The sequence below is a fragment of the uncultured Shewanella sp. genome, assembly GCF_947497935.1.
GTDB lineage: Bacteria > Pseudomonadota > Gammaproteobacteria > Enterobacterales > Shewanellaceae > Shewanella.
Genome location: NZ_CANMIO010000004.1, coordinates 230307 through 252109, shown reverse-complemented (window position 1 = coordinate 252109; position 21803 = coordinate 230307). Strand labels below are relative to the sequence as shown.

Sequence of the window (21803 nt, the reverse complement as noted above, 5' to 3'; positions counted from 1 at the left end):
TGTTTCATCCCTTGATCTATAGTCAATAATTATAGGGCAGGATATGTTTTAAGGCGTTTAATTGACCAGTATCAAAGGGTAATGACTCTCGTGGCTTGTGGGAAAAGAAGTTTTTAGGGATGGTGCTTGTCGTTGTGTACAAGCCCAATGCCGTTAATGAGGCTGAGCATGAGATAAGTTGCCTTAATAAAAAGCTTTATCTCATACACTTTTGTCAATCGTAATATCTGGATTAGCTATTACTATATTTGGGGTGCTTTTTAGCTTTGTATTTGGCAATAACTCTTTGATATTTTCCTCTTATGCTCGCCAAAATTGAGGTGCATAAGTTGGATTCAGAGATCTGGCTAAAAACTTTAAACTTATTAGGAGCGTGGCGACGACTAATATTGAACTGCGGATATAAGCTTTGAAGTTGTTCAGCATCTCTTGCTGGTGACAGCTCGGGGTTAAGCTTATACAGTTCGCCACCGACAGGGCGAGTATGAATAACTGCAGTTGCATCAATAACGGCAATATTCTTGAAGTCTTTATTTTCAATGAGATGGGGCCAAAGAGCATCGAGCCCCCACCCCGATGGGCTTTGCGCAAAAGTTCCTTTTAAGGCCTGTAAGGCATTGGCTGAAAATACCGGCACCATGACTTCAACAAAGTTACTGTAGCGTAAAACAGAGTTCGGTTGACGTAGTAAACTTGAATGGGAGAAGTAGGAGTCCATGGTTAGCGCGGGTTGTGCTAGCGCTAGACCAAAGCCATCAAATAGGCTGAACATCTTGTTGATGGTATTCGCATCGGTCATGATGTCATCATCGGGTAACCAGACTGCGTCATATTGCGATATGAATGCCCAGTTGTTTTCAATCAGCTTATGGATTATTGGCCACTTTCCTCCTTTTACCTGCTCATAATAAGTCGCTTCTGCTTGATAGTGATTAGGCTTATCACCAAAGTAACTTAAGAATAAATCAAAATTAGGCGCTGCGTTTTCTAACCAACGGGGATGCAGTGAGTTGTCACCTACTCGGGCAATGACTAAGTATTTTTTCATATCAAATGACTCTAAAAATCTATCTATTGTGCAGTAAAAGCTGGCATGGTTTGTTGAGTTACTAACGTATCCAAAAAGATCTGACTGGCAGTTAATGCTTCATCAATCGTTGCGTCCATATCTAGGTAGCGATAGGTCCCCAGTCGGCCAACAAAAGTGATATTTTGCTGTTGTTTGGCAAGCTCAATATAGCGTTCAAGCATGGAGTTATCACCACTGAGTCTGACGGGATAGTAGGGGGTGTCGTCAGCAGTTGCTTCGCGGCTGTATTCTTTAAATATCACGGTACGAGCATGTGCTTCCCAAGGGGTAAAGTGTTTATGCTCACTGATCCGAGTATAGGCTTGGCTATTATCGCAATAGTTAATTACCGCATTACCTTGGTAGTCACCCTCATGGGTTTCTTTACGAAAGTCTAAAGTTCGATAGGGCAGTCGACCGAGTTGATAATCGAAATAGGCATCTAACGGCCCCGAGAAAAACACATGATCATAGTCTGATGTCATTGCTGCGCAGAATCTGGAGCCGAGTTGTAAGTTGATATTAGGGTGATCGAGTAACTTTTCAATTAATGGAGTATAGCCTTCAATCGGCATCCCCTGAAAAGGGTGGTTAAAGTAATTATCGTCATAATTAAATCTAACGGGTAAGCGCTTTAAAATACTTGCAGGCAAGTCGGCAGGCGATCGCCCCCACTGCTTAATGGTGTAATGCTTGAAAAACGCTTGATAGAGTGATTCACCAATCATTTTTTGGGCTTGTTGTTCAAAGTTCTCTGGCTGCTGAATACTTGAATCTGCTTGGTTGGCAATGAACTGCTTAGCCTCTGCTGGCGACATCTGTGCATTAAAAAATTGATTGATAGTGTGAAGGTTAATGGGCAATGAATAAACCTGACCATTACTCACTGCCTTTACTCTATTTGTAAATGGCATCATCTGCCCAAGCTGAGTGATATAGTCCCAAATATGCGCTTTATCGGTGTGGAAAATATGCGGGCCAAAATGATGTTGCATAATATTGCTCTCGCCATCTCGAGAAGAGTAGCAATTACCTGCAACATGTTTTCGGGGCTCAAATACTGTTACTTGGTGGCCAGCTTTGGCTAGCTCATTGGCGATAACAGCACCAGAGAATCCGGCTCCAGCAATTCCGATTTTAAGTATCATGTATATAGTATTAGCAGTCAGTTAACCAAGGGATATTTTACATGACAAAAATATGATTTGAGTGAAATTAATTACTTTAGGGCTAAAAAGTTGCTGGTATGTACTTACTCGCGTGCTGTTGTGGTTTTATTGTTTGGTGTTTGTTGTTACTTTTGTGTGGTTGCAGATTTGAAAAAGCTATGGGAGATGAGTCGGTGCGCCTAAGGAGAGGATAATTAGGACCGTGACAGATAAAGACAAATTGTTGGCAAAGTTAGCGAGTGAGAATGCGCGACTTGCGACAGAGAATACCTCGCTACGTGAACAGAATAAAACCTTAGAGCAGAAGCTCAATGCCGCCTTGGATGGCACAGGCCTGTGCCTGTGGGAGCAGCACATCCCCAGCGGTAATTTAACCATGTTTAATATGGAGTGGGGTTCTTTGCTGGGTTACAGCATAGACGAATTGGCAGCGCATATAGACAGTTGGAAAGGCAATCTGCACCCAGAAGATCGTGACTGGGTCATCGCTAATTTTGATGACCATATTAATGGTAGAACAGACTCCTATGATGTGACTCATAGAATGCTGCATAAAGATGGCAGCATCAGTTGGGTTTCAGATCGAGGGCGTATCGTTGAATATGACGCTGATGGCGAGCCTCTGCGGATCATGGGGACCCATGTCGATATCACTAAAGAGAAACGCTATGAGCTGGAGTTATCCAAGCTTGCTCATTGTGATCCTCTAACGGGTTTACTCAATCGACAAGCACTAATTAAGGCGTTTAATACGTCGTATCAATCCCATGGAAGTGGGGCTTTAATGTTTATCGACTTAGATGACTTTAAGGCTAACAACGACCGTTATGGGCATAAGTTTGGTGATAGCTTACTGATTAAGATTGCCGAGACTTTACAACAGCAAATTCTAATGACGCATGTTATGGCCAGGCTAGGTGGCGATGAGTTTGTAATGCTTTATGAGTCAAGCGATAAAGCCTTGCTTACATCTACTGCCGATAAGATTTTGAGTGTTTTTAGCAGCCCGTTAATAGTCGAAAATCGCAGTGTCACCATTGGCATGAGTATCGGGATTAGTCTTTTTACCGACCAGTCGTTTGCGACGGTATGTGAGCAAGCAGATAAGGCTATGTATGAAGTTAAACGTAACGGAAAGAACCGCTACGGTTTTGCATAACAAACCTCAACCTATGGTGCTTGTTATGCCGCAGCGCTTTTTGTTAGTTCATTGTGACATCAGCGTTAGGGTTTAGCTCCCGACTTAAATTAATAAAGCTCTCGGCTGCGGGAGTGAGTGGTAAGTTTTTGCGCCATATTAAAGCCAGGTCCCATGTTAATGCTGGAGATAGTGGCCGATAGAGCAATTTGTTCGATTTTACCTTTTCACATATTGGCTCAGGTAAAATCGCTATGCCCATCTGAGCTTCTACCATCGCGGCGATAAAATCCCATTGACCACTTTGGGCGGCAATGTTTAGTTCGACATTTGCCTTTCGACTCAAGCGATGGATAAGCTTTGAGAGGGAAAAATCATCGTTGTAGAGAATAAAAGCGTGGGGCTCAATCGCTGCCCAGGTGATAGCTTTCGACTTTGCCAGCGGGTGCTCTTTGTGGATACAAGCAAGAAGGGGGTAGCCTTCCAGATTATGGCTATTAAACTCTTGTGAGTGAGTCGTAGGTAGTGCTGTAAAGGTTAGATCTAGCGTGTCATTAAGTAGAGCTTGTTCAGCCCCATATCCGCCGAGCTCGACAATACTTATCTCGATTTTTGGAAAGCGTTTGCGGTATTCTGACAAGAGTTCGATAATCATCTCTCCCATCATAGGGCACACACCCAAGCGCAGTTGCCCAGATTGCAATCCATTTAAGCTATTAATATCTTCTTGAAGCCTATGCCATTGCCCTACGATTTGTTGCGCGCTATTGGCGAGCATCCTGCCAGCCTCGGTGGCGATCACTTTCTGGTTATTTCGAATGAGTAATGGCTGCTCTAAATTATCTTCTAAACGCTGGATCATCTTACTCAGCGTCGGTTGAGTAAGGTGTAACTTCTCGGCTGCTCGAGTGTAATTGCCCACCTCAAGTAACGTCATAAAACAGTGTAGGCTCTTAATCTGAATATTCATGCTTAAATGGAATCTATTTGATGGATATTATTCATTTTACTAATAATAGAGTGAGGGTTACCTTGACCGCAAGCACACTATTTAAGCTATTTTTTGTAGCAACTAACAGGAAAGAAGATGAAGTCATATCAAGGTTTGTTTGCCCAAGCTCTCTATTTAGCCGCTAAACCATTGGATAAAGCCGAAAGGCAGAAGTTAGATAATGCCTCAGGACAGGATCAGATCCCTAGTGACTCACCGAAGAACAAAGCAAGTTAAGTTTAGGCCACGGCTATAAGCATCGTATCGTTTCTAATTTAACCAGCCCCCCCAAGATCCCACGCTAAACTCGCTTATCTTTAGCGAGTTCCCCACCTAGCTAGTATTGCTAACAAGTAAACCAACCTTAATTAATAAATTCGCCTCTTGAAACTAGATTTAATAAATAGAGTGCTAGTTATTATTTTTAATCAAATTTAAGGTTGTTTGTTTTTTGTTCGGTGCGGTTTGCACTTTTATCGAGTCAATATCTTGGCTGGTCTTTAAGTTCTGGATATAGGTTGATCGTAATTTATACTGGTTGAGTTTTATTTAATCTTTATTTTTACGTGAGCTATATATGGTGGGTGGAATTGTTAATTGACAATATTGATTCCCGGTACTCTATATTGTTGGTGCTTTTGCTTGATATTTTTGGTCGTAAAACAAATGATTGGTTATCGGTTTGGTTTTTTGCTTTTTTATTTTGCTTTATTTCGGTTTTAAACTCTGCGATTGTAGGAATAGCTAGTGTGATTTAGTTCATGTTTATTATTGTTGTGTTTGGAATAGTCGTTTTATTGGCATTATTTTAGCATTGTATGGATGCAGGTTGATTTGTTTGTTAACAATTGCGGCTTAAATAGAAATAGTTTTGCAAATTACGGTTTGCTGGCTAATAAATTCCCCCAATTTACATTACTGATTTTAAATTAGAGTTAGCTATATGAGACTTTTAACTTGGCTGGGCGGAGGCTTGGCTAAGCAAACAAAAGCTGCAGCTAGATATTGCAGTGTATTGTTGAGCTTTTGTTTGTTTTCTCATCTGGTTCAGGCCAATGATGACCAAACAGAATACGCAAAAGAGCTACAGGAGCTTAAGCTGCAGCTAGAGGAGTGGCAACGGTTAAGGCCCGCCATTGAACGTTTGATTAGCAACGAAGCGGATCTCGAGTTTCTAATTCTAGAGTTAAGTAAATTAGCTGAAATAAAAGAGAACCCTAATAAACAGAGTTTTAATCAGTATGACAATGCATCAACTCATGATGCCAAGAAAAGTTATATTTCACCCCCGGTTAATAAAGCAGCAACCCAAGATTTTAACGCTGTAGTAGTTGGGAGCGAGCTCAATAGTCATTATTCTGAAAGTATAAAAAATGAATCTAATTTGTACGCTATTCATTTGGCATCGTTTACTAATAAACGAAATATTAAATCTAGTTGGATTCAGTATCAGAATCGTTTTCCGGGCTTGTTGATATCGGGCATTCCATTAACAGTTTCTTTAGTTAAAAACTATAAAGAGTATACCCGGCTTATTTATGGTCCATATTTGTCTAAAAAAGAAGCTGAGTCTAGTTGTAAGCTAATTAGAGTCAGTAAGCAGTATTGTTCAGTGGTTAAGTACAGTGGAGAAAAACTAAAAGGGTGAAATAGTTGTAAAGTTTATTAAAGTTAATTTTAAAATTGCCGATGAGCTAATCAAGACTGATTTTAGTCACGCTTTCTCATTAAGTTATTTAAAAGTTTGTTCTCGTCTAATAGTTAAAAATACAGATAATAGTATAATGGAGTTTTAAATGAAGAATATTTCTATGGTGGCAAAAGCGGTTGCTTTGGCATTAGTGGCTGCAGTTTCACTCCCCGTTCTAGCTGCTGAAACAGAGAATGCGACAGCATCTGTAACAGTTAAAAACGCTTTTGAAATGGTTGTTGCTAAACCATTGAATTTTGGTGAAATTACTGCTGTGGTAGATCTAACTGAAGCTGATGGCGTTAGTGCTAGCATTACTATGTCTCCAAACCCTACCGAGCAGGCGACTGTGGTAAATGGAGAGGGAAATGCGGCAACGATTAGATCGTTAGTACCAGGTGAGCCTGGTGAAGTTACCGTAGCTGGTGTTGCACCATATTCTGAGTTAAGTGTTACTTTGCCGACAACTTCGACTAACGTTGTGGCGCCATCTGCGCCTCCAGGCTCACCTAAGTTTGTGTTAAGTGCAGTAACTGCGTTTATTACTTCAGGTGACAATGACGGTACTGTGTATGCCGCCGATAATAAATTGACTGCAGACGGTCAAGGTAATGCTAGCTTCAACTTTGGTGGCACTTTAACGACTGATGTGAATATCGCTGGTACTAACGTAATCGATAGACAGTATCAAGATGGTGAATTTACCGGTACTTTCCCGATCACTGTTAGCTATTAAGCAAAAATAAAATTAGGTGGCAAATCGTTTATGAGGCCACCTTATTTAAACTAAGGTTAATTTTGAAATTCATCTTATCTTTGATTTTTTGTTTGGCGACATTGGGGGTAAAAGCTGAAGTATTTTTTGAGCAACCACTCTCATTTGGCACCATAGTGATCCGTGATAATAGTATTCAAAGTAGCGTGATGGTGCCAACCTATGGCCACAGTACTTCTTCAGGGCAGTTGCTAATAATCAGCCCTGGTAAAGCTGCTGAAATGGTAATCACTGATTACCCTCCTTATGTAGAACTCTCAATTACTCCTATGCTGCCTGTTACAACGACAGTCGCTTCAGGGGATACAGAACAGTTCACTTTAAGTGAAATTTATATTGAGCAGAACATACGTACTGATGGTGCAGGCGTGGCTAGCGCGAAAATGGGCGGAAAGTTGACGACGTCGGGTAATGGCAAACATTATTTGAATACTTCCTACCAAGCTGTTTTCTATTTAGATATTAGTTATTAAATCCATAAGCAAACTTAGAGTTTGTCCTGTGGTCTTTACTGGGTTTTGGTATGCCTACCAAAACGTATTTGCATTTTTACTGGTTTGAGTTTTTTCTATGTTTAAGAGTTTATTAAAGGCTGCTCTTGTTGTATCTGTGTGTATGTTGTCACCTATCAACTTCGCTCAAGCCAGCTTATTGGTGTCGCCGATCCGTGTTGCTTTCGAGGGACGAGAGCGTGCCCATGAAATTGTACTGATCAATAGCAGTTCAGAGATCAAAACTTATCGCCTGCAATGGCAAGAAAAGCTAGCTGTTGCTAACGGCGGCTATCAAGAATTAACTGCAGAACAAGCAAAAGGTTACCCATCCGCAAGCAAAATGCTGCGCTTTAGTCCGAGACAAGTCACCTTAAAGCCTAATGAACGTCAGATTGTCAGGTTGGGTCTTAGACGCCCTAAAGATCTTGCTGATGGAGAGTATCGTTCGCACCTAAAGTTAGAAGCCTTGCCACCGAAGCGAGCCAACAAGGCTGACGGTGAGATGTCGATTAATTTAGACGTATTACTCAGTTATAGCCTACCTGTGATTGTGAGGCAGGGGCAAGCGAACCCTGAGGTTGAGATTACATCTAAGACATTAGGTTTTGATCCGCGTAACGGTAAAACGCAGTTGAGCGTTAACTTAACTCGCACGGGCCAATACTCTACAGCTGGTAACTTAATTGCTTATTGGCAAGGTGAGCAACAGCCTGAGCAAGTGGTTGCGCGTTTAAATAACGTAAACATATACCCTGAAGTTAATGCAACGGCCAAGTCAATGGCTTGGATTGTTCCGAACTTTACGCCATCAAGCGGAGTACTGCGTATTGTTTATGAAGGGCAGCAAGAGTTTAATGGTCAGGTTTTCGCTGAGCGTGAGTTCGCTGTAACACCTGCAACGTTTGCTGAGAATTAATCCATTTTAGACAGAGCCTTGGTGGGCTCAGAGCAAAATCTTTGCGTATTCTCTTGTTGTTACGACCGAAGGGCATGTGGTGCGGTACCGCCTAAGTTACTTATTACTCTTGTGTTTGTTATATAGCTATGCAGGCCGCGCCAATGCGCAGCCTGCTTTAATTGCTTGCGTATCCGTTCAACAAACTTTATCTGCCCCGGTTCAAAATGAGCCTAGGATTCAGCTTGCGGATTTAAATAATTCCGATGTGGCTAGCACTCTAGCTAGACTGAAACAAAGCTATGCGTTATCGCAACAACAGCTGCAATCTCAAGCATTAGATTTAGCGTTAAAAAGCCATAACACTCTTTTACAGAGTGAGCCATCTGCTGAAACTCTCGGTATTCCTGAAGGTGAGGAGTTACTGTTATCCCTCTATGTTGATAGCCATTACTTATCTGATGTTTTTGCAATAAAAAGCAAACAAAATGCTCAATTTAGCTTAATGGGCTTATTTGAGTTAATTGACTTTCCTATTGAAGTTGATATCGATAACAGCATCGTTAAAGGTTGGTATTTAGATGAAAATCGTCAGTTTTTTATGCAATTACCCGAAGCGGGTGATAGTGTTGTCAGCGTGTCGGTTAACCAACAAGTTTTCCTATTATCACCTGCAGATTATAGTTTGATGGCTGATGATATCTATGTTGCAGGAGATGTGATTGAAGAGTGGTTTGGTATCACTTTTGACTACAGTTTTGCCGATCTTAAAGTGGATATTAGCAGCAGCTCACCACTACCTGTACAGCAAAGGTTAGCCCGTAAGAACCGGCAACTAAATCAGCTAGCCAGCGGCAGTAGGGAGGCGGTATTGCCATGGAAAGAGTCCAACTATCGAGCGATATCTTCCCCGTTAGTCGATGTTCAAGTTAACGCCGCTGTTACTGAGCATAATAACTATCAAAGTTATTCAGTTATGGGCGGGCATGATTTTGCATTTTTAACGAGTGAATTTTATGCCAGTGGTAATAGTGATGACCCGCTGACAGATCTGCGTTTAACCCTGTCAAAAGAATCTGCAACAGCTGAGCTTCTAGGCCCATTAAAGGCGACTGAATTTAGAGTGGGCGATATGACTCCTACGAGTGTCGGGGTCGATGGTACTCTCGGATTAAGCCGTGGTGTGTCAGTAACTAATGATAAAACTGGCGTATCGGCTAATAATCGAACCATAACGTTAAGTGGTGATATTCAACCCGGTTGGGATATTGAGCTTTATCAAAACGGGCTATTGATCGAGCAAGCATTGAGTTTGCAAGATGGCCGCTATGAATTTAATGATATCGAGCTACTGTATGGTGATAACCAATTTGAGATGATTGCGTATGGTCCACAAGGTCAGGTCAAAACCGAAACTAAGCAAGTCTATGTTGATAGCAACAAACTCAAAGCTAGCGAGAGCAGTTATAGTGTATCCGTTGCCGAAATAGGTAAGAGCTTATCGGGAATATCCAGTACACCCACAGATAATGAAACAGGATGGGTACTCAGTTCAACTTATGAGTATGGTTTGACCGATTGGGCCTCTATTAATCTGGGCGTACAAGAGCAGTTATCTGAGCAAGCCACTTCAATCGATACCTATGCGATTGGCGGTAACTTTAATCTGTTTGAACGCTTTCTTTTTGATGCTGACTATCAAATTAAAGGCCATCAAGATAGTACTTTAGTGCTTTCTGGGCGAACTCAAGTCGGTGACCAATCCTTGAGTATGCGTTATCGAGTATCAGAAAATACCTTAGAAGATTTTAGTCAGCGGCAACAAACAGAATATGATTTTGACCACAGTGGTTTTATGTTTAAGCATTCTCCATATCGCTTAAACTATCGTAACCATTGGCGACAAACTCAAACGAGTAACGGCGCTAAGCATAATGAGTTTGGTAACTTGTTAGCGATGAACACTCCCTGGGCGAATATTAATAATCAATTAACTTGGTATGCAGGCCATTCTTCTAATGACGTTGCTTTAGATGACACGCTAACGGGGCAGTTACAGTTGCAAAAGAGTTTTGGCTGGGCATTTAGTCGAATTAAGTTGGATTACTTTATTAAGCCGGAAACTGAAATTTCACGATTTTCTACTGAGTTCTCAATCCCCATTAATACTAATCTGCAGTCTGAGCTAGAGGTTGATTACTACCCGGTAACAGACCTTCTCAGTAGTAGTGCGAGCTTAAGCTGGCAGCATGATGCCTTTAGCTTAAACTCTACCGTTTCTTACGATAATACTGGCGATTGGTCTTTAGGGCTTTATGGCCGCTTTAGCTTTGGTTATGAGCCCGATACAGAGCAAGTGTTTATGTCTTCGCGCAGCTTATCAGGGGCTGGGGCATTAATGGTGCGAGTATTTGAAGATGACAATCTTAATGGTCGATTTGATGCCGGTGAAGCGGTTATTGAGGGCGCGAGGGTCAAAGGTGTACAGCAGTACCGTTATGGTACAAGCAATCAAGACGGTGTGGCTATGTTGACCTCTATGTCTAGCCAGAAGAAAACCGATATTGTATTGGATCAAAGGAGTTTAGGGGATCCATTTTTAATACCCTCAATCCCCGGGGTTTCTGTTACGCCAAGGCGAGGTCATATTCAGACATTAGATTTCCCTGTGGTGAACGCCGCAGAAGTAGAAGGCACAGTTTATGTGCGTGAAACTGATGGCACTGAGTCAATTGCACCTTATGCAACAGTCAATTTAGTCAATGCGGCAGGTGATATAGTTGCCACGACTGAAACTGAGTTTGATGGTTATTACCTGTTTACTGATTTAATTCCGGGTGATTACCAGTTATCTATCGACGCCAATTATCTTGAACGCAAAAAGTTACGTGGTGAGTCACAAATGGCAGTCACCCTGCAAAATAATGGCGATGTAATGAATGGTGCTGACTTTACGTTTGCAGAGGTCATGATGACCAAAGGATATGTAATGAATCTTGGTAAATTTAATTCACTGGCAATGCTCAAAACCTACTGGCAGTTAGTTAAACATAATTATGACGATGCTATGAGCCAGCAAGTGTTTTATGTCGAAGATAAACAAACTAAGCGTTATGCATTGAATGTGGCTTTTTTAGCGCTTAAGCAGCAAGCTGAAACCGGTTGTGTGCAAATTGCTAAGCAAGGCCTTAAGTGTAATGTTGAACCGTTTGAGTTCGAATTTGAATCATAACAAACTTACGCTTTTTCCATTTTAATCGTATTACTTTTCAGAGACAGTCTTGTGGAAATGAGTTTTAAAATGAATGTAGTGAACTATCGAGCTCGCTGTATAACAGCGACTTTGCTTGTTGCCATTATGAGCTTAACTGGCTGTGCTAATCAGGCTGATATCGCGCTTGAAAAGCAACGTATTGCAGAGCAGAAACAGCTCAAAGACAAAATTGAGCAATTAGAGCTAGAGCTTGCAGAGTGGCACCAAATGAAGGCTGGTTTGTCACGACTCATTGTCATCGAAGGTGATCTTAAGTTACTAGTAGAGCAGTTAACTATGCTTGCAGGTGGTAACCAAGCTCAACAAGCACCTAAAACTACAGTTGCACCTGAATCGATTACGGCTGCTAATACAAAACGTGATACACAAAAAAGTGCCGAAAGTAGAAACATTGAAAATACTTCTGTTGAGCAACCTATTGAGCCAGAGCTTAAATTACAAATAGCTGAAGAGCTCACTAATGACATCAAGCTGCCAGAGCCTTTAGCTCAGAAAACCTATGCCTCAGCCTACCCAGGTGCGCCTGAGCAGCCTGTCGAGGTCAATGCAAAGGTCTTGAAGTATGCGAATAATGCGAGGTCAGCACCCAAAGCCATACTGGTGAAAGGCGACTATGCTTTGCAGTTATCATCAGTGGATAAATTTTCACGAATAGAGCCTACTTGGTTTGAGCTACATAGCCGCTTTGGCGCGCAATTAGGCCACTACGTACCGAGGTACGAGCGAGTGTTTGTTAAAGGCAAAACATATTATCGCATCAAAGTCGGTCAGTTTAACCAGCGTCAACAAGCATTGTCAGCCTGCACGAGTATGAAGCAAAGCGGCTTAGAGTGTATTGTGGCAACGAGTAAAGGTATTAACCTTTATAGTGGTTAGTTTGAAAAAAGAGGTCTAGTGAGAGCAAGCTTGGCTAATAACGTAAGCTAATGAACATAGCATTTAAGCGAGTTCATTAGCTTCTATCTTATTTGCAGTTGTAATTGATTTAGTTGAGCAGTTCGTGCTCAGGGGGTAATTGGCGGCTGATCCACAGCACTAACTTGTGCTTCATGTTGGGGCCATCTTCTTTATCTTTGGGGAGTGCTTGAATAAGGTTATCTTGCACCAACAAACGATAGATACATTCGACCTTGTCTTTGGGTGAGATCCCTTGGCCAAAATCAGCAAAGCCTCTCTTCTTGGCGTAGCCTACACCAATTTCCATCGCGAGTTTCAGTAGTTGTGCATCATGCTTACCTGACTTCATAGCGGCGCTTCTTATGTCAATTGATATTGCTCTAACGTTACCTGAAAATTGGACTATAGCAAGTGACATTGCACCGATAAAAGTAGTTTAATCTATTGAAATTTAGTGTTTGTTATCGTTTGGCAAAGATTGTTTTGAGCCGTTTCGCTGTCGATATTGTAGCGGTGATACACCATACCAACGTTTAAATGCTCGGGTAAAGTTACTGGGATCTTTAAAGCCTAATCGAAACGAGATCTCTAGCATTGAGAGTTGCGGACACGACAGGTACTTCTGTGCCAAATCTTTTCTGAACAGTTCGACTTGCTCGCTAAAGGATGTGCCTTCCTCCCGCAGCTTACGTTGTAAGTTACTGCTACTCATATGAAATGTTTTGGCGATTGTATCTCGGTCTGGATTACCTAATGTCATAGCAATGGCAATCTCTTCGGAAACTTTCTTGCTAAACGCAGGTTGAGATAAAGTCTGGAAGTAGCTTTGAATTGCTTCATCGTTTTTTAGGGCGAGCTCTTTATTAGCCGATGGGAAAGGCAGCTGTATATCTTGGTTGGAATAATAGATTTTGTTGCCATTGGCTGCGTAGTTGATTGGACAGTTAAATAACTGCTCAAAAGGTTTAGGGTTAAAAGGTTGTCGGCGCTCTAGCACTAATCTCGTAGGCTTAATCTGACCATTACTAACCTGTAGTGGCATTAAATAGCTCGTCGCCATAAAGGCATCTATGGCTTCATCTGCATAGTGTTTCCCTGGGAGTTTATTAAAGCATAATGCAGATTCTTGTGACCCGTGTTCAACATCCATCTCGAGTACGTTACTAATAATGCTGTGATAACGCTTTACCCGACTCCAGGCATCGGCCAAAGATTCGCTGACAAGCAGTGAAAAGCTTAAGGCGTTGAAGCTGGTGGGCTGTACAAAGTTGGCCACTTTTAAGCCGATGGCTTCGTCTGTGGTAATCGTTACCGCACGCCGCCATAGCTGCGTCATTTGCTGTGTGGGTAATCTAGCATTCGGATCCTGCAATATAGATTTGTCTATACCGATCTCATCGAGTATTTTTTGGCTATCGATGCCAGCCGCATCGATTGTGCGGCATACGGCTAAAGCCCAAGAGGCAATCGTCGTAGGCTCATCGGTTAACTTGTTACTGTCCGTTAAAGTCATAAAGCTGTCTCTCGCCGACCATTAATCCGCCACATCTTGGTTTAGGTTACAAATAACGCCCAATAAGCTCAATCTTTATCCTACATAGAAAATGAGTCTTCGTAATCATGTGAATAGGGTTGTGGATATAAGGCATTTTGTCGGGTATATAAGAAAAGGAATAATAATGAATCATTACTCGTTGACCTCTCGAAGCGATTTAAAAAAATCCCTGCTTACGTTGGCATCTTGTTTGTCGATGATTGCCCTTGTGGGGTGTAACTCCGATTCAGTGCAAGAGCCTTTGGGTAAGCAAATTGAGCCCAGCGCCTGTTTCTGGGTCGGCCCCTATAACATCGACCATCCTGAACGTAACTTTGCCTACCCCGATACGGGCGCTAATTACTGGCACGCGGGTTATATCCTGCCAGAAGGTGCCAGCTTAACCCTGCATGGCGAATACCCTTATGCGCGCTATATATCACTCAATAGCTACCGAGCAGACACCTCACCAGCAACGGCGATAACTGATAAAGATATTGTTGCAGATGACGGGTCGTTTAATCCCTATATTCAAGGTGCGGAGCGCCAGAAGCTGCTAAGAGAGTTTACTCTTGCAGTTGCTCAAGGGCAGCCAGCAGGCGAACTGCCAAGTAACACCTTGTTTGATTACGCCGATCAGGGCAATAAGGCGGTACTGATTTATCGAATTTACGTTAACGATGAAGGCCAAGATGAGCAAGGCGGTGTTGAACTGCCAGCAGTAGAGCTGACTCTATCATCTGGTGAGCAACTGTATGGCCAGCAAGCTTGTGATGCTCTGCAAGTTGATAGTGATAACCTCGCTATTCCACTCGTCCCCAAAGAAACTTACGGCAAGATCCGTCTAAACCCTGCATTCGACCCAGCTAAAAATCCAGCGGTTTGGCGGGCTGCTTATAATGGCGCATTCGGTATTCAGTGTAACTTCTTAGGTAATTGTGATGGCGAGCCTGAGCGGAAGGTGAATTACTATGCCAATGCCGAGTGTGGTTATAACTACCTACCATGGACCGAGCAGGGAGATGGTTTCGGTCGAGTTGAGGGTGGGGAGAATAAACTTAATGAAGCATTGCTCATTGTGCGTAATATGCTTCCGAAAGCGGACTTTGCCGAGGCGATTCAGAACACTTCGGTACCTGGAGATGAATACGTCATCATGGGGGAGTATCTGCCCACCACTGAGTATATGAGACAGGCTGACTTTGAGGCGTTAGGTTGTGAGATTTAATTTAGTCTAATGATTTCCACCGTAAAAAAGCCATCGAAAGATGGCTTTTTTGTTATCCATAGCATTTTGATCCGGATCATAAGTGGCGTTGATTAACGGCATTTATAGAGGAATTTGTCTAAGCTAATATTAGGGAGTAGTAAGCGGAGGTTGCGATGAATAAAGTATTTATTATTTCTCAACGAGAAGAGGCTCATATCGATGCTATTGCAGCGGGTGTCGAGCTTGCAAGAACACTCGATAAACAAGCTGAGATCTTTGCTTATAGCTTTGAGTATTTTGGTGATGCAGAGTATTACAACCCTAAGTTCGTTGCTGTCGCACAAAAACATGTGATGAAGCAACGGACGGGAAAAATACAGCAGATCTTAGACAGTATTGACGAGCCTGATATCCCAATACATAGTGTTTGGAGTAAAGACTTGTTTGAACATGCTTGCCATCATTCCAAACGTCATGGTTTTGATCTTATCGTTAAAGCCGTGCATCACGCCGAGCATTATCTTCCTGTGGATTGGAACCTCATTCGCCATACTCGTGTGCCGCTAATGCTGCTAACAGACAATCCTGTGCATAAAAGTAATACCGTTATGATGGCGTTGGATCTGGATAGTAAAAAAACCTTAAAGCAGCAATTAAATCATGCAGTCATTCGTCAGGCCGTTGCTTTGGCGGAAGCGACAAACTGCGAGCTACATCTTGCATTTGTCATTCGACTACCTCAGGTGATCCACGATATGGAGATCGTCGACACTCATGGGATGATCAGGCAAGCTCGGGAAAAGTATCAAGCATTGTTTGATGAGCTCAATATTGGTCCTAAATGCATCCATATTACCGTGGGCGAACCGGATCTGTGTATTTATCAATTAGCCTGTAAGCATAAGGTGCGTTACTTGGTGCTTGGCGCGGTTCAGCGTCAAGGTATTTACGCGTTTGTTGTTGGTAATATGGCAGAGTCGATACTTAACCGAATTCGCAGCAATGTACTGATAGTGCCTGCACGAGAGGGGCTATTACAGCCTCTAGAGTAGATACTTTAGAAGTAAATTACTGTAGGGGAAGCGGAGTTGTGTATTGATTTATCACTTAGCCTGTAAGCATAAAGTGCGGCTTCTAGTCGTACTTGGTGCGGTGCAGCGTCAAGGCCTGTACGCCTTTGTGGTCGGTAATATGGCGGAATCGATATTAAGCCGTATCCGCAGCAATGTATTGGTTGTCCCGGCCCGCGAAGGGATGTTAGAGCCCCTAGAATAAAGCGATTGCTAATAAGAGATGGCACATAAAAAAACCACCTCAATGAGGTGGTTTTTAATGGCTTAAAGCTAGCTAAAGCTTACTGAACAGAGAAGTCGTTTTCGACTAGCTGCTGCTTATTCTCAGCTTGTGGCGTGTGGCACTGAGTACAGTTGTAGTACTCGTTGTTTAGCTTGCCATCTGCCAACATATGCGATGGGTCAACGGCAGTTGCCTTCATACGCTTGGCTTTAGCTGGGCTATGACAGCTAATACAGCCATTCTTCTTCAGCGTGATTGGATAATCGGCTTTGTGCGGGATCATCGGTGGCTGGTGTACGAAGGTACGCTCGATAGACTTACCGCGCTTTGGATAAAGCGGCGCCGGATCGGCTGCACGAATATCGGTGATTTCAGACTTACCCAATGAGCTGATGTTCACAGGCTCTGCTTGAGTATTTGCTTGCTGACCAGAGCAAGCACTAAGCGCCATCACTAGCGCAGCTAAGGTGAGTACTTTTTTCATTGGTTGTTCTCCGCCTTTAGGGCAATTCGATTTTGATTCTTTCGATTTTTAAACTGGAAAACGCGTTGAGCACAAACGTCGATACAACGGCCGCATTGAGTGCAATCACTGTCGGTTATCATAGGTTGCTTGCCTTTGAGTGCAGGTTTTAATACCTGTCTTTCTGGGCATACAACGAAGCAATCCATACAGTTATCGCAATCTTTTGCATTTACGGCTGATACTTTTACCGGACTGACTTTGCCGAAAAGGCCAAAGAGTGCACCCGTTGGGCACAAGTGTCCGCACCATGCTCGCTCACTGATAAACAGATCCAGTAAGAAGATAGCGGCCAAAATCCATAAACCGCTGCCAGCGCCAAATAGTGCCGCGCGGTACAATACAGGAACAGGGTTAACCCATTCCCATACTGTAAGGCCGGTCACTACAGGCAATAGCAGTACGAGCGCAAGTAGGTAATAACGTAAGTTTCTTGGCATCTCTGAGGTGCGAGGCAAGTTCATCTTACGGCGTAACCAACTCGCTAAGTCTGTCACCATGTTCACGGGGCAGACCCAGCTACAAAATACTCGGCCACCTAATACTGCGTAAAACAGCGCAATAATAACGGCACCTAGTATTAGGCTTAACTCGGGTAAATGGCCTGTCATCAACACCTGCAAAGTGGCAAGAGGATCAGACAAAGGCACAACGCCGAAGAGTTCGCTGGCAGAAAGGTTACCTTTAAGTAACCAAACGCCAGCCCACGTTGCGATAAAAGGGCTAAAGGCAAACATGGCAAAGACACTGACTTGGCTTACACGGCGTAAGAACAAGAACTTGTGGGCGCGCCACCAGCCTAGCTCTTTCACTGCCGCGTTAGCAAAGCCATGTGTTGTCGGTTTTTGCTTTAGTGTTTGGCTCATAACTCAAGCCCCTTGTTTAACATCTCAAGCGTGGTCTCTTCAGTGTTGATATAAGTATCGTGTGCAGCAGCTTTGCCAACAGCAATATGAGGCGGTAGCACTTTTATCGCAGCTTGTTCAAGCACGCAGGCATGTTCACATTTACCGCAGCCCGTGCAGCTATCGCTGTTGACCGTAGGTAAAAACATAGCGTGATGACCACTGCGTTCATTGTGCTGCATTTCAAGGGTGATAGCGTCGTCGATTAGCGGGCAAACCCGGTAACAAACATCGCAACGTAGCCCTTTAAAGTTAAGGCAATTTTTCTCGTCTATTAAGACCGCAACACCCATCTTAGAGTCTTCAATATCCGTTAAAGCGTGATCGAGCGAGCCCGATGGGCAAGCTTTAACACAAGGGATATCTTCACACATCTCACAAGGGATAGTGCGCGCAGTAAAGTAGGGCGTGCCCGTTGGCACACCTTCAAACCAGCGAGCCAGTTTTAGGGTGTCGTAAGGGCAAGCATCTACACATAAACCGCAGCGTACACAGGCCGAGAGAAAATCGTTTTCACTTAATGCGCCTGGCGGTCGAATCGCGAGCGGGTCTAACTGACTAGATTGCTTAGCAACTGCCGTTAATCCCATTCCTAGCAAGCCCATCGCACAGCCTGCTTTTGCCGATGTGGCTAAAAACTGGCGGCGATTGACGCCTTTAGATGCGAACTTACTGTGATTGACCGTACTCATTTGCGTTAGTTTTCTCCGCTTTTGCTCAAGCGATTAAAGTTAAATTTATTAGTGAAAAGCTTACGCTTTCATCACTTTAACTGGACACTTCTTGAAGTCTGTCTCTTTTGACAAAGGATCAGTCGCATCAAGTATTAACTTGTTGACCAGCTGGCGCGCATCGAAGAATGGCATAAACGCCACGCCTCTTGGCGGCTTGTTACGGCCTTTAGTTTCAACACGGGTTTTCACTTCGCCGCGAGGTGAAGCTACGATGACTTCATCACCACGTTTAAGGCCACGGGCTTTAGCGTCTTCTGGGTGCATAAAGATTTGTGCATCTGGGTAAGCGCGATAAAGCTCAGGTACACGAGCGGTCATTGAACCTGTATGCCAATGCTCAAGTACACGACCAGTTGATAACCAGATATCGTATTCTTCATTCGGCTCTTCAGCTGCTGGCTCATATGGTAGGGCGAAAATAACCGCTTTACCGTCTGGCTTACCGTAGAAGTCGAATTCCTTATCACCTTTCACATAAGGGTCACCCTTAGAGAAACGACGTAGGGTTTCTTTACCATCAACTACCGGCCAACGTAGACCGCGAGACTCATGGTAAGCATCGAAAGCTGCTAAATCGTGAGCGTGGCCACGACCAAACTGGGCATATTCTTCGAATAGACCTTTTTGAACGTAGAAACCAAATGCATCAGACTCGTCGTTGTACTCGCCCTTACACTCGCTCGCAGGGAACTTGTTCACTACGCCGTTGGCGTAAAGCACGTCAAATAGGGTTTTATCAGCAAGTTCAGGTTGCTTAGCAATCAGCTCAGCAGGCCATACTTCAGATACCTTAAAGCGCTTAGAGAACTCCATTAGCTGCCACAAGTCAGACTTAGCGCCTTCAGGTGCTTTAACTTGCTGGTGCCACATGTGGGTACGACGCTCTGCGTTACCGTAAGCCCCTTCTTTTTCTACCCACATTGCTGTTGGTAGAATCAAGTCGGCTGCCATTGCTGTCACTGTTGGGTATGGATCAGACACCACTATGAAGTTTTCTGGGTTACGGAAACCTGGGTACATTTCGTCGTTAATGTTCGGGCCAGCTTGCATGTTGTTGGTACACATGGTCCAGTAACAGTTCAGCTTGCCATCTTTAAGCATACGGCTCTGTAGTACTGCGTGGAAACCAGGCTTTGGCGGAATCGTGCCTTGTGGTACTTGCCATAACTTTTCAGTAATTTCACGGTGCTTAGGATTCATCACCACCATGTCTGCTGGCAGACGGTGCGCGAATGTACCCACTTCACGTGCAGTACCACATGCTGAAGGTTGACCTGTTAGTGAGAACGGGCTGTTACCAGGAGTGGCAATCTTACCGGTTAGCAAGTGGATGTTATAAAGCATGTTGTTAGCCCACACACCACGGGTGTGTTGGTTAATACCCATGGTCCACAAGCTCATCATCTTCACGTTTGGATCGGCGTAAGCTTTCGCCATTAGCTCTAGCTTTTCTGGTTCAACACCACTCATTTCAGCTGCGTATTCAAGCGTGTAAGTGCTTACGAATTTAGCGTACTCGTCAAAGCTGATTGGTGCGAACTTACCGTTACCAGGGTTCTTGGCTTTCTTTTCAAGCGGATGATCTGGACGTAGACCGTAACCGATATCGTCAGTACCCAATGCAAAGGTGGTGTGCTTGTTCACGAAGTCTTTGTTTACTGCATCGTTTTGAATGATGTAGTTAGCAATGTAGTTAAGGATCACAAGATCTGACTGTGGACGGAATACCATCGCGTTGTCAGCTAAGTCGAAGCTACGGTTTTCGAAAGTCGAAAGTACATGTACGCGGCTTGTTGGGCTGCTTAGACGGCGATCTGATAGACGTGCCCAAAGGATTGGGTGCATCTCAGCCATGTTGGCGCCCCAAAGCACGAATTGGTCTGCTGCTTCTAAGTCATCGTAACAACCCATTGGCTCATCAATACCAAAGGTACGCATAAAGCCAACAACCGCTGAAGCCATACAGTGGCGTGCATTCGGGTCGATGTTGTTGGTTAAGAAACCGGCTTTGTGCAGTTTAGAAGCGGCGTAACCTTCCCAAACGGTCCACTGGCCAGAACCAAACATACCAACGGCAGTAGGGCCTTTGGTTTTAAGTGTGTTTTTCCACTTGTCAGCCATGATGTCGAAAGCGCTATCCCAGCTGATTGGGGTAAATTCACCTTCTTTATCGTATTGACCGTCTTTCATGCGAAGTAGCGGTGTGGTTAGACGATCCTTACCGTACATGATTTTAGAAAGGAAGTAGCCTTTAATACAGTTAAGGCCTTTGTTCACAGGGCTTTCAGGGTCACCTTTGGTGGCGACTACTTTGCCATTGTCTGTGCCCACTAGAACACTACAACCTACGCCACAAAAACGACAAGGTGCTTTGTCCCACTTGATGCTATCTTTTTGCTCTGCAGCTTCAACTATCTTAACTGGCAGAGTCGCGCCTACGGCTGTTGCAGCGGCAACGGCAGCGTTGGCTTTTAGAAACTCGCGACGGCTAATGCTCATGGTGTTCCTCACTCTTTTTTTCTACTGGATCGACTTGATGATAAATAAGACTGCTATTAAGCACGCCTTCTAGGGCGTTAATTGCTTCTACGCTATCGAGAATGGCGCGTTGGGTGTCACCTTCAACGGTGACCACAAACTTACCTTCGTCAGTAACGGCATGGATTTCGGTGCCTGACAGTGCTGAGATCCTGTTGTTAATCTCAGCTACAGCATGGGGTGCGGCATGCACCACTAGGCTGGTAATATGAAATTCTTGGCTCATCTGTTTACCTTCTGTAATTTGGCAAATAACACTCATTTTGGAATAGTGCTGCGGTTACTTACCAAGGTTTATATCGAGTCTAGACCTCATGAAAATTGTGGGTATACCTCACAAGGGGTATTGATAGTTTTTGTAGACCAAGATCAACTTTTTGAGGGTGATCTAGCTCTCAAATTGACCAATAAATATTAGGGGCTTGTGTGATTTTTGTCCACATGGAATGTTAGCTTGCGCTACATTAAAAACCAAAGATATTCAAAAGCTTGCTTAATGAGAATGGTTCTTATCTGTTGATGGTTTTTACTGATAGAAACACATGGTGATTAACCCTGTTTTCCTGAGAACTATCGAAGAATCCCCCTAATGTTGATGAGTTCTAATCCGCCGAATAACTTAATGAAAGTGGCTAACTTGGTATTAACTGCCAATTAAGGAATAGACTCGC

The 21803-nt window shown here is 43.5% G+C and carries 21 protein-coding genes; 11 read left to right on the top strand and 10 right to left on the bottom strand.

The genetic code is table 11. The annotated features are described in order from the left end of the window. Positions 1-232 precede the first annotated feature (232 nt). Positions 233-1048 (bottom strand): DUF707 domain-containing protein, encoded by an 816-nt coding sequence (locus tag Q1A86_RS06620; RefSeq protein ID WP_299804450.1) that lies wholly within the window; start codon positions 1046-1048, stop codon positions 233-235. 23 nt (positions 1049-1071) lie between these two features. After that, entirely contained in the window at positions 1072-2217 is a 1146-nt protein-coding gene (gene glf / locus Q1A86_RS06615; protein WP_299804448.1) for a UDP-galactopyranose mutase, read from the bottom strand. A gap of 223 nt (positions 2218-2440) precedes the next feature. Here glf and Q1A86_RS06610 point away from each other — a divergent pair, with 223 nt between their 5' ends. Next, on the top strand, positions 2441-3397 hold the full coding sequence (locus Q1A86_RS06610) for a sensor domain-containing diguanylate cyclase (protein ID WP_299804446.1): 957 nt from the start codon (positions 2441-2443) through the stop codon (positions 3395-3397). A gap of 43 nt (positions 3398-3440) precedes the next feature. Here Q1A86_RS06610 and Q1A86_RS06605 read toward each other — a convergent pair whose 3' ends face one another. After that, the gene (locus Q1A86_RS06605; RefSeq protein ID WP_299804444.1) at positions 3441-4346 is read right to left on the bottom strand and encodes a LysR family transcriptional regulator; all 906 of its coding nucleotides are present in this window, start codon (positions 4344-4346) and stop codon (positions 3441-3443) included. Positions 4347-4463: 117 nt separating this feature from the next. On the opposite strand from Q1A86_RS06605, the gene Q1A86_RS06600 reads away from it, so the two are divergent. The 7 genes from Q1A86_RS06600 (at position 4464) to Q1A86_RS06570 (ending at position 12371) form a co-directional block, all read left to right on the top strand. Further along, a complete protein-coding gene (locus Q1A86_RS06600; RefSeq protein ID WP_299804441.1) occupies positions 4464-4604 on the top strand; it encodes a hypothetical protein in 141 nt (46 codons plus the stop codon). Positions 4605-5310: 706 nt separating this feature from the next. Then, the gene (locus Q1A86_RS06595; RefSeq protein WP_299804439.1) at positions 5311-6015 is read left to right on the top strand and encodes an SPOR domain-containing protein; all 705 of its coding nucleotides are present in this window, start codon (positions 5311-5313) and stop codon (positions 6013-6015) included. Between the two features lie 148 nt (positions 6016-6163). Continuing rightward, positions 6164-6793: a hypothetical protein gene (locus Q1A86_RS06590; RefSeq protein WP_299804437.1), complete on the top strand. Its 630-nt coding sequence runs from the start codon at positions 6164-6166 to the stop codon at positions 6791-6793. 62 nt (positions 6794-6855) lie between these two features. Then, a complete protein-coding gene (locus Q1A86_RS06585) occupies positions 6856-7305 on the top strand; it encodes a DUF4402 domain-containing protein (RefSeq protein ID WP_299804435.1) in 450 nt (149 codons plus the stop codon). 97 nt (positions 7306-7402) lie between these two features. Continuing rightward, positions 7403-8242 carry a molecular chaperone gene (locus Q1A86_RS06580; RefSeq protein ID WP_299804432.1) on the top strand — a complete coding sequence of 280 codons (840 nt, stop codon included), beginning with the start codon at positions 7403-7405 and terminating at the stop codon, positions 8240-8242. A 79-nt stretch (positions 8243-8321) separates the two neighbouring features. Next, positions 8322-11453: a sporulation protein gene (locus Q1A86_RS06575; RefSeq protein WP_299804430.1), complete on the top strand. Its 3132-nt coding sequence runs from the start codon at positions 8322-8324 to the stop codon at positions 11451-11453. A 69-nt stretch (positions 11454-11522) separates the two neighbouring features. Further along, on the top strand, positions 11523-12371 hold the full coding sequence (locus tag Q1A86_RS06570; RefSeq protein ID WP_299804427.1) for an SPOR domain-containing protein: 849 nt from the start codon (positions 11523-11525) through the stop codon (positions 12369-12371). Between the two features lie 109 nt (positions 12372-12480). Here Q1A86_RS06570 and Q1A86_RS06565 read toward each other — a convergent pair whose 3' ends face one another. Both Q1A86_RS06565 and Q1A86_RS06560 read right to left on the bottom strand, forming a co-directional pair. Then, positions 12481-12741, bottom strand: a complete 261-nt coding sequence (locus Q1A86_RS06565; RefSeq protein ID WP_220769919.1) for a DUF5062 family protein — start codon at positions 12739-12741, stop codon at positions 12481-12483. Between the two features lie 102 nt (positions 12742-12843). After that, the gene (locus tag Q1A86_RS06560; RefSeq protein ID WP_299804416.1) at positions 12844-13905 is read right to left on the bottom strand and encodes an AraC family transcriptional regulator; all 1062 of its coding nucleotides are present in this window, start codon (positions 13903-13905) and stop codon (positions 12844-12846) included. Between the two features lie 166 nt (positions 13906-14071). Between Q1A86_RS06560 and Q1A86_RS06555 the strand changes: the two genes are divergently transcribed. The 3 genes from Q1A86_RS06555 to Q1A86_RS06545 all read left to right on the top strand — a co-directional run bounded on the left by Q1A86_RS06555 (position 14072) and on the right by Q1A86_RS06545 (position 16411). After that, positions 14072-15154 carry a hypothetical protein gene (locus Q1A86_RS06555; protein WP_299804414.1) on the top strand — a complete coding sequence of 361 codons (1083 nt, stop codon included), beginning with the start codon at positions 14072-14074 and terminating at the stop codon, positions 15152-15154. Between the two features lie 155 nt (positions 15155-15309). Further along, complete coding sequence (locus Q1A86_RS06550; protein ID WP_299804412.1) at positions 15310-16188, top strand: universal stress protein; 879 nt, start codon at positions 15310-15312, stop codon at positions 16186-16188. Between the two features lie 43 nt (positions 16189-16231). After that, positions 16232-16411 (top strand): hypothetical protein, encoded by a 180-nt coding sequence (locus tag Q1A86_RS06545; RefSeq protein ID WP_299804410.1) that lies wholly within the window; start codon positions 16232-16234, stop codon positions 16409-16411. A gap of 79 nt (positions 16412-16490) precedes the next feature. On the opposite strand, the gene Q1A86_RS06540 is transcribed toward Q1A86_RS06545, so the two are convergent. From Q1A86_RS06540 to Q1A86_RS06520, 5 genes are read right to left on the bottom strand one after another with little or no spacing between them, the layout of a single operon-like run. Continuing rightward, positions 16491-16916 (bottom strand): nitrate reductase cytochrome c-type subunit, encoded by a 426-nt coding sequence (locus Q1A86_RS06540; RefSeq protein WP_239888250.1) that lies wholly within the window; start codon positions 16914-16916, stop codon positions 16491-16493. Next, positions 16913-17821 carry a quinol dehydrogenase ferredoxin subunit NapH gene (napH, locus tag Q1A86_RS06535; RefSeq protein ID WP_299804405.1) on the bottom strand — a complete coding sequence of 303 codons (909 nt, stop codon included), beginning with the start codon at positions 17819-17821 and terminating at the stop codon, positions 16913-16915. Before napH ends, Q1A86_RS06540 begins: the two co-directional genes overlap by 4 nt. Continuing rightward, positions 17818-18552, bottom strand: a complete 735-nt coding sequence (gene napG / locus Q1A86_RS06530; protein WP_299804403.1) for a ferredoxin-type protein NapG — start codon at positions 18550-18552, stop codon at positions 17818-17820. The genes napH and napG overlap by 4 nt, the downstream gene beginning before the upstream one ends. Before the next feature lie 60 nt (positions 18553-18612). Further along, positions 18613-21093: a nitrate reductase catalytic subunit NapA gene (napA, locus tag Q1A86_RS06525; RefSeq protein WP_299804400.1), complete on the bottom strand. Its 2481-nt coding sequence runs from the start codon at positions 21091-21093 to the stop codon at positions 18613-18615. Then, positions 21083-21358 carry a chaperone NapD gene (locus tag Q1A86_RS06520; protein ID WP_220759036.1) on the bottom strand — a complete coding sequence of 92 codons (276 nt, stop codon included), beginning with the start codon at positions 21356-21358 and terminating at the stop codon, positions 21083-21085. Before Q1A86_RS06520 ends, napA begins: the two co-directional genes overlap by 11 nt. Between the last annotated feature and the right edge of the window lie 445 nt (positions 21359-21803).